Source organism: Streptomyces sp. NPDC026522 (genome assembly GCF_055567555.1).
Map to the genome: position 1 here is coordinate 67,821 of NZ_JBVHQF010000020.1, position 6,233 is coordinate 74,053.

At 68.3% G+C, this 6,233-nt stretch carries 2 protein-coding genes and 2 pseudogenes; 2 read left to right on the forward strand and 2 right to left on the reverse strand.

The window, feature by feature from the left end:
* Window positions 1-125 precede the first annotated feature (125 nt).
* Window positions 126-1,184 (forward strand): annotated as a pseudogene (locus tag ACZ4M3_RS34790) (IS701 family transposase); the annotation flags it as partial.
* A gap of 635 nt (window positions 1,185-1,819) precedes the next feature.
* Here the strand turns inward: ACZ4M3_RS34790 and ACZ4M3_RS34795 are convergent.
* Window positions 1,820-3,285: pseudogene (locus ACZ4M3_RS34795) on the reverse strand (NF041680 family putative transposase).
* Between the two features lie 159 nt (window positions 3,286-3,444).
* Here ACZ4M3_RS34795 and ACZ4M3_RS34800 point away from each other — a divergent pair.
* Window positions 3,445-3,963, forward strand: coding sequence for an immunity 49 family protein (locus ACZ4M3_RS34800; RefSeq protein WP_467739574.1), 519 nt, complete (start codon window positions 3,445-3,447; stop codon window positions 3,961-3,963).
* A 533-nt stretch (window positions 3,964-4,496) separates the two neighbouring features.
* On the opposite strand, the gene ACZ4M3_RS34805 is transcribed toward ACZ4M3_RS34800, so the two are convergent.
* Window positions 4,497-5,918: a trypsin-like serine protease gene (locus ACZ4M3_RS34805; RefSeq protein ID WP_467739576.1), complete on the reverse strand. Its 1,422-nt coding sequence runs from the start codon at window positions 5,916-5,918 to the stop codon at window positions 4,497-4,499.
* Window positions 5,919-6,233: the final 315 nt, after the last annotated feature.

The following is a 6,233-nucleotide window of genomic DNA, read 5'->3' on the forward strand; positions in this document are numbered from 1 at the left end:
TCAGCGGCTCGTACGGCGGCCACCCCTGCCCAAGGGGATCGGGAGATCATTTACGGGACAACCCTTAGTAGGACTCCGTTAGGTCTTCCGGTTGGGGGCTGCTCGTGGGTGGGCATGTCGGATGTGTGGATTCACGCGAAGTGGACGGCGTGCGGGGCCGAGTTGGCGTCGTATGTGGCTGACGTGTTCACCTCTCTGAGGCGCAAGGACCAGCGGGCCAAGAGTGACTGCTACCTGCGGGGACTGGTGCTGGACGGTCGGCGCAAGTCGATCCAGGCCATGGCTGCTCGGCTGCCGGACGGCAACGAGCAGAACCTGCAGCAGTTTGTGAACCAGTCCACCTGGGATCCGGTGCCGATGCAGCGCCGGATTTGCGAACGCATGCTGCCGCTCACTCCAACGGCCTGGGTCTTCGACGATGTGTCGCTGCCCAAGGACGGAAGAATGTCGGTCGGGGTGGCTCCGCAGTACTGCGGAGCCCTGGGCAAACGCGCCAATTGCCAGGTCGCGGTCAGCGTTCATGCTGCGACGGACACCGCGTCCTGCCCACTGCAGTGGAGGCTGTTCCTGCCTCGATCATGGGAAGCGGACAACGATCGCAGGACGTCCGCCCGCGTCCCGTCCGAGGCCACACACCGTGAGAAGTGGCGGTTGGCCCTGGACATGCTCGACACGCTGGCCGAGTGGGACATGAGGCCTCCGGTGGTGGTGGCGGACGCCGCCTACGGCACCAACGCATACTTCCGGGCCGCGCTCACCGACCGCGGAATCCACTACGTCCTGGCCATCCGAGCGGACGTGAGTGCCCATCCGCTCGATGCCGAGCCTGAAACACCTCCCCGCAAGGGGCCGGCCGGCTGCTGGCCCCAGCCTCGCTACCGCCACCTTGCACCGTCGGTAGCGGCCCTGGCCGCACGTCTCGGGCCGAAGACCTTCACCACCGTCACTTGGCGGCAGGGCACCCGAGGCCAGCTGAAGTCCCGCTTCGCCGCCGTGCGAGTCCGGCCCGCCGGCAAAGCCGTCGAGCGACCGATCTAATCCGCCGCCTCGTCCGAGCAGGGCTGGTGGGACGGGGTCCTGCCCGACTGCTGGCCGAGTGGCCGAACGGCGCCGAAGCTCCTACCGACTACTGGCTCTCCAACCTCCCGGCCGACACCCCGATCACCGATCTGGTGCGTCTGGCGTGCCCACCAGGCCCTCACCTTGCACCGCTCCGAGCAGTACATGGCGTTCGACCGCCGGTCCAACCCGGCGACCCACCGCGTCCCGCAGCACTCCACCACGCCAGCCCCGTCCCGCACCGCCGCCAGCCGCTTCCGCAACCTCTGCTGATGACGCCATGACCTGGAACGACAAGCCGACGAGCAAAACACCGCACCCGGACCGGACCCCGGCGCCAGCCTCATCACACCCCCGGCACAGACGTTCACCAACCCGCCCAGCGCCAGCAGACACCCCACCAGGCTAGGCCGTTCTCCCAACCAAATCAGGGGATCGGAAACAAGGGCTGATCTTGCCGTTTAACCTCGGCGCGAGATGAGTCGGGCGAGCGACTCTGTGGGCCAGCAGAGCCATCCGAGAAGAGGGCTGGTGACCACGAACCAGTGGACACTGATTCGGCCCTGCTGCTTGTCCAGGATCGGTGGGGCCTCATCTCGGTAGACGTAGCGGAGGTATCGGCAACGGACCGGCGCTCCAGCTATCAGCAGCACTGGCGAGGCGACAAGGATGGCCACCGGGACCAGGGCTCTCGCGGCGGCGAGCTTCGCCTTCTCCTCGTATCGCACGTGCTCAGTGTGCTGATGCTCGATGTCACTTGTCAGCCTGTCCTGCGGGGTTTGGTGCCGACGTTGTGGTGTGCGGGTCGGGTGTAGGACTCGCCGGTGGCGAGGACTCGTCCGACGTCGTAGCGGGTGGCGGGCTGCCTGTTCTTCGATCCGAGTGGTCGGCCGGGGCCGGGCCGAGTGGGTTTCGGTGCACGGGCTGGCGTGCCCGTCTTCGTGTGCAGGTTCCTGAACCTGCGCCGGACGCGGGCAGGTGTGAGTCTGTTCGGCTCCGCCGCCCGTTCCCAGGGCCGGCGGAGATCCCGTGCGAGCGGGCGGGCGAGCCGGAGCTGGGCGTGTACGGCCAGGACGATCCAGGTCCAGCGGTCGGCCGCTTCGGAGTTCCGGAGCTTGGGGCGAGTCCAGCCGAGCGTCTGCTTGAGCAGGCGGAAGGTGTGCTCCACGTCGAACCGTCGCAGGAAGGCCTGCCAGCATCGGTCGACGTCCTCGGGGCGGGCGCCGGTGTGGGACCACCAGAGCCAGACGGGCTTGTTAACCCCGCCACTGGGCAGTTTCGCCACCGTCAACCGGATCACAGTGCCCTGGTGATCGGCAAGGGGCCCTCGTGGTCACCCCATGCCGCCCGACGCGTCAGTCGGGGGTGCAGCCGGTCCCACGCCTGCGCCGTCGCGGTCCCGTACCGATCGGTGCCGGTCACCGTCACCACCGCGAGCTCGCCCCAGGTCTCGGGCCGGCCGAAAACGAACTCCCCGCCGTGCTTGGGCGGGCGGCCGCCCTGCGGCGGGCAGATCCATGGCACCGGAACGGGCTTGCGCATCACCCGGTCCGATCGGAGCCGGCCCAGCACCTCGACCGGCAGATCGGCCAGAAGGTGAGCGATCCGGGGTGCGTCGTATCCGGCGTCCAACACGACCAGGACTTCCAGGTCACCGTCCCGCCACTGGCCGGCCGCGACGAGGCGTTCAATGACCTCGCGGACCTGCTCGGCGGTGACCGCGGCCAAGTCCGCGCCGGGTTCCAGGCGGATCGCGTCCAACAGCGCGGTCCACGACGTCCGGCCCGTCTCCAGCGCCGCGACGATCGAGTAGGGCCAGCCGGGGACCATCTGGTGCTTGCCCAGGCCCCGGCCGAAGGTGTGACAGAAGGAGCGGTCCGAGCAGGTATCGGCATCCGGCCGCAGCCACGGGGACACGTCCACTGCCAGCACCAGGCGCCCGTCGGCGGCCCGGGGCAACGGCACGCCGGCCAGGGCCCGCCGCAGCCGGACGACGTCAATCCGGCCCCGGTTGATCCCGGAGTACAAGGCTCCGTGCCTGCGTCGGTGTTCCGGCGCCAGCGCCAGGTCCACCAGCGTCCGGACCGGTCCGTCGTTACAGAGCAGCGCGTCACACACGTCGAACATGGCATCCGCCCGCGACGTCAGGCACGCGTACAACTCAGACCGGAACTCAGACAACTTTGACAAGGCGTCTCGTTGGACGCTGTGCTCGACCAGTCCCACGATCCCGGCCTCTGTGCTGAATCAACCCTGAGCACAGGATCGGGGCCCGGCCTCTCGCACGTTCGGTGAACTGGGGAAATTCCGAACCAGTTCGAGCCCAGTTCGATGCCGGCGGTTAAACGGCAAGCTGACGGCGTTCCATACTCGAAGCGGGAGTCGGTGTCCGACCCGGCCGACCTTGCGGAGATGGACACGTTGTGCGGCTACCTGACCGTCGTCCAGGGGCCCTACCACGGCGCGCTCCCCGGCCCGGTGCCGCTGGCCAAGCCGGACACCGCCGAGCGGGCGCGTACTGCCGAGCAGCTCGATCGGGCAGGGACGCTGACGCCGGACCAACGGCTGCTGCGCGTCCTTCTCGGCGCCGACCAGGACGAGTTCGAGCAGGCCTTTCGGGAGAGGCTCGTCGCGCACCGAGAGAGCGTCGGCGCCGACCCGGCTGCCCGGAGCCTGCTGCCGCTGGGAGCCGTCACGCCGGCAATCCTCGCCTGTCTCGCGCACGGCTGGCAGTTGGGTATCCGATCCGCCTACCTGCCTGAGGCGCTGCTGAGTGCCCCTCAGCCGTTAACGGCCCGTGGCCTTACCAGCCCCCCCAGCGCGGAGCACAGTTGCGAACCTCTCGTCCGCACTCGCCAGATGTATGCAGACGAAGGAGCGTTGTTGTCAGTGGTGGGGTCTTGAACATGACGAAGACCTCCGTGTGGCGGGAGCCGTCCGGGGACTCACCGCACGGAGATCTTCATGTCCCACCGTCATGCCGGGCTGACCGTTTTCGGCAGCCGACGGTTGGTCGGACGGGTCGCATCGCGGCGCCCGGTCACTTACCTGGCCGCCGAGTTCTTCCCGGGCCGCCGCCTACAGGTACGACGCCGCCGCGATGAGGACACCCCGGGCCTGGCCGACCACTCCAGCCACCCGCACAGGACCCCGCACCGCACCGGTGCCGCGGTCGAGGCCCGAGTGAACAGACCGACGCCGTCAACGCGCTCACGCGCTGAACCAGTCGAACTGGCGTTCACATCGCTATGCCGACGTGAAACGAGGCCACGACCTGAGAGGAACCAGCTCAGGACACGCTCGGCTGGAGTACGCAGCCGGTAGGCCCCGATTCCGTGTGACTCGCGGGGCTCTGAGGGAGCCCCGCGAACCGGTTTCGATCGCGACAGCCGGGTGTTGTTCCCCTACCCGGCGGTGTTCATGCCCTTGGTGGACTACTACCAGGTACCCGTGTTCCAGAGGGAGCCGCCCTTGCCGTCGCCACCGTCCTTCTTGTAGACGACGAGGTTGCCGTCGTTCTGGAAGATGAGGTAGGCGCCGGGGTTGCCGTAGGTGGCGGTAGACCAGTAGGAGTTGCCGAGACCGGGGCCGCCGCCCTTGCGGTAGGCAACGAGGTTGCCGTCGGCGCCCATGTGCAGGTAGGAACCGTCACCGCCTGCGGAGACGTTGTTGCTCCACACCTGCTTGGCTGTGCGCTTGTCCCAGATGTATATGCGGCCGTCGCGGGCCATGACGGTGATCTTGTTGGGGCTGTCCATCCAGAATCCGGCGCCGTAGCGGCCGTCACTGGTCAAGAGGGCGGAGCGCTGGTAGGTGTCGGTGGACCAGAGCCCACCGCCCTTGCCTTCGCCGCCGTCCTTCTTGTAGATGACGAGGTTGCCGTCGTCCTGGAAGCGGAGGTAGGCGCCCTGGTTGCCGAAGGTGGCCGTGGACCAGAGGTGGCCGCCCTTGCCGTCGCCACCGTCCTTGGTGTAGATGGCGAAGTTGCCGTCGGCCTGCATGATGGCGTACGCGCCGGGATTGCCGTAGGTGCGGGAGTCCCAGATGGCCGCACCCTTACCCTCGCCGCCGCTGTTGTGGTACATCACCATGTTGCCGTCGGTCTGCATGGTCAGCTTCAGGTTGGGGCCGACGAGAGTGGTACCGGGCTCGATGATCTGACCGGAACGGATGCGCAGGGCGTCGATGCTGTCGGTGACCCAGGTACCCAGGTTGTCGGCGCGAGCGGCTATCGCGCCGGTGCGGGTCTCCGCGGCGTTCGTGCCCAGGCAGCCGCCCTGCCACGAGCGGCTGTTGATGCCGACCAGTTCACCCGCCGCGTTCAGGAGCGGGCCGCCGGTGTCGCCCTTGCAGATCGCGTCGGTCCCCTTGCCGGTGATCGACAGGGAGGTGGCGTCGGAGGAGTTCGTGGTAAAGGTGCCAGTGTGGGCCGCGGCGGGGACCCAGCCGGTCTTGGTACGCCCGAAACCGACCGCGGTCAGGTCGACGCCGGCCGCGGGGGCCGCGGCTGCGCGCTTGACCGGGGAGACGCCGGTGACGGCAGTGGCGAGGCGGGCCAGGACCAAGTCACGGTCGGTGGCGCTCGCGGACACCTCGACGACATCGCGAGTCTGCCCGTTGGTGAAGGCGGCAGTGGTCTTCAGCGCGGGACTGCCGGCGACGACGGGGCTGCCGGGAGTGGTGGCCAGGCAGCTGGCGGCAGTCAGGATCCAGCGGGGGTCGACCAGGACGGCGCTGCAGCCACGGCTGTTCGCCTCGTCGCCGATGGTCAGCTTGACGGCGGAGGCGTACTGGCCGGCGGTGGCTTCGGGCCCGGTGACGGCCTGTGCGGTGTTGGCGGTGATGAGACCGGCGGACACCGCGGTAGCGGTAATGAGCAAGCCGGTCAGTCGCGTGGGGCGTGGACGCGTAGCAGACATGTATATCCCTTGAGCAAGTGTTCGACGCGCGGTCGCAGGACGGCGCGGAATCGAAAATGAAGGCGCGTGGTCACGGTGACCAGGCTCGGCTTCAGTGCGTGGCCTGGTGATTGCGGAGCAGGCTTCCCTCGGATGCCTCTTCCGTTCCCACGCGGTTCCGCCTGCGCCGTCGCGCACTCGCTGCCTCATGCATACGGTCGTGGAGGTACTCGACCGTGAGGGGTTGCAGAAGGCATGCGGTGAGCCGATCAGTCC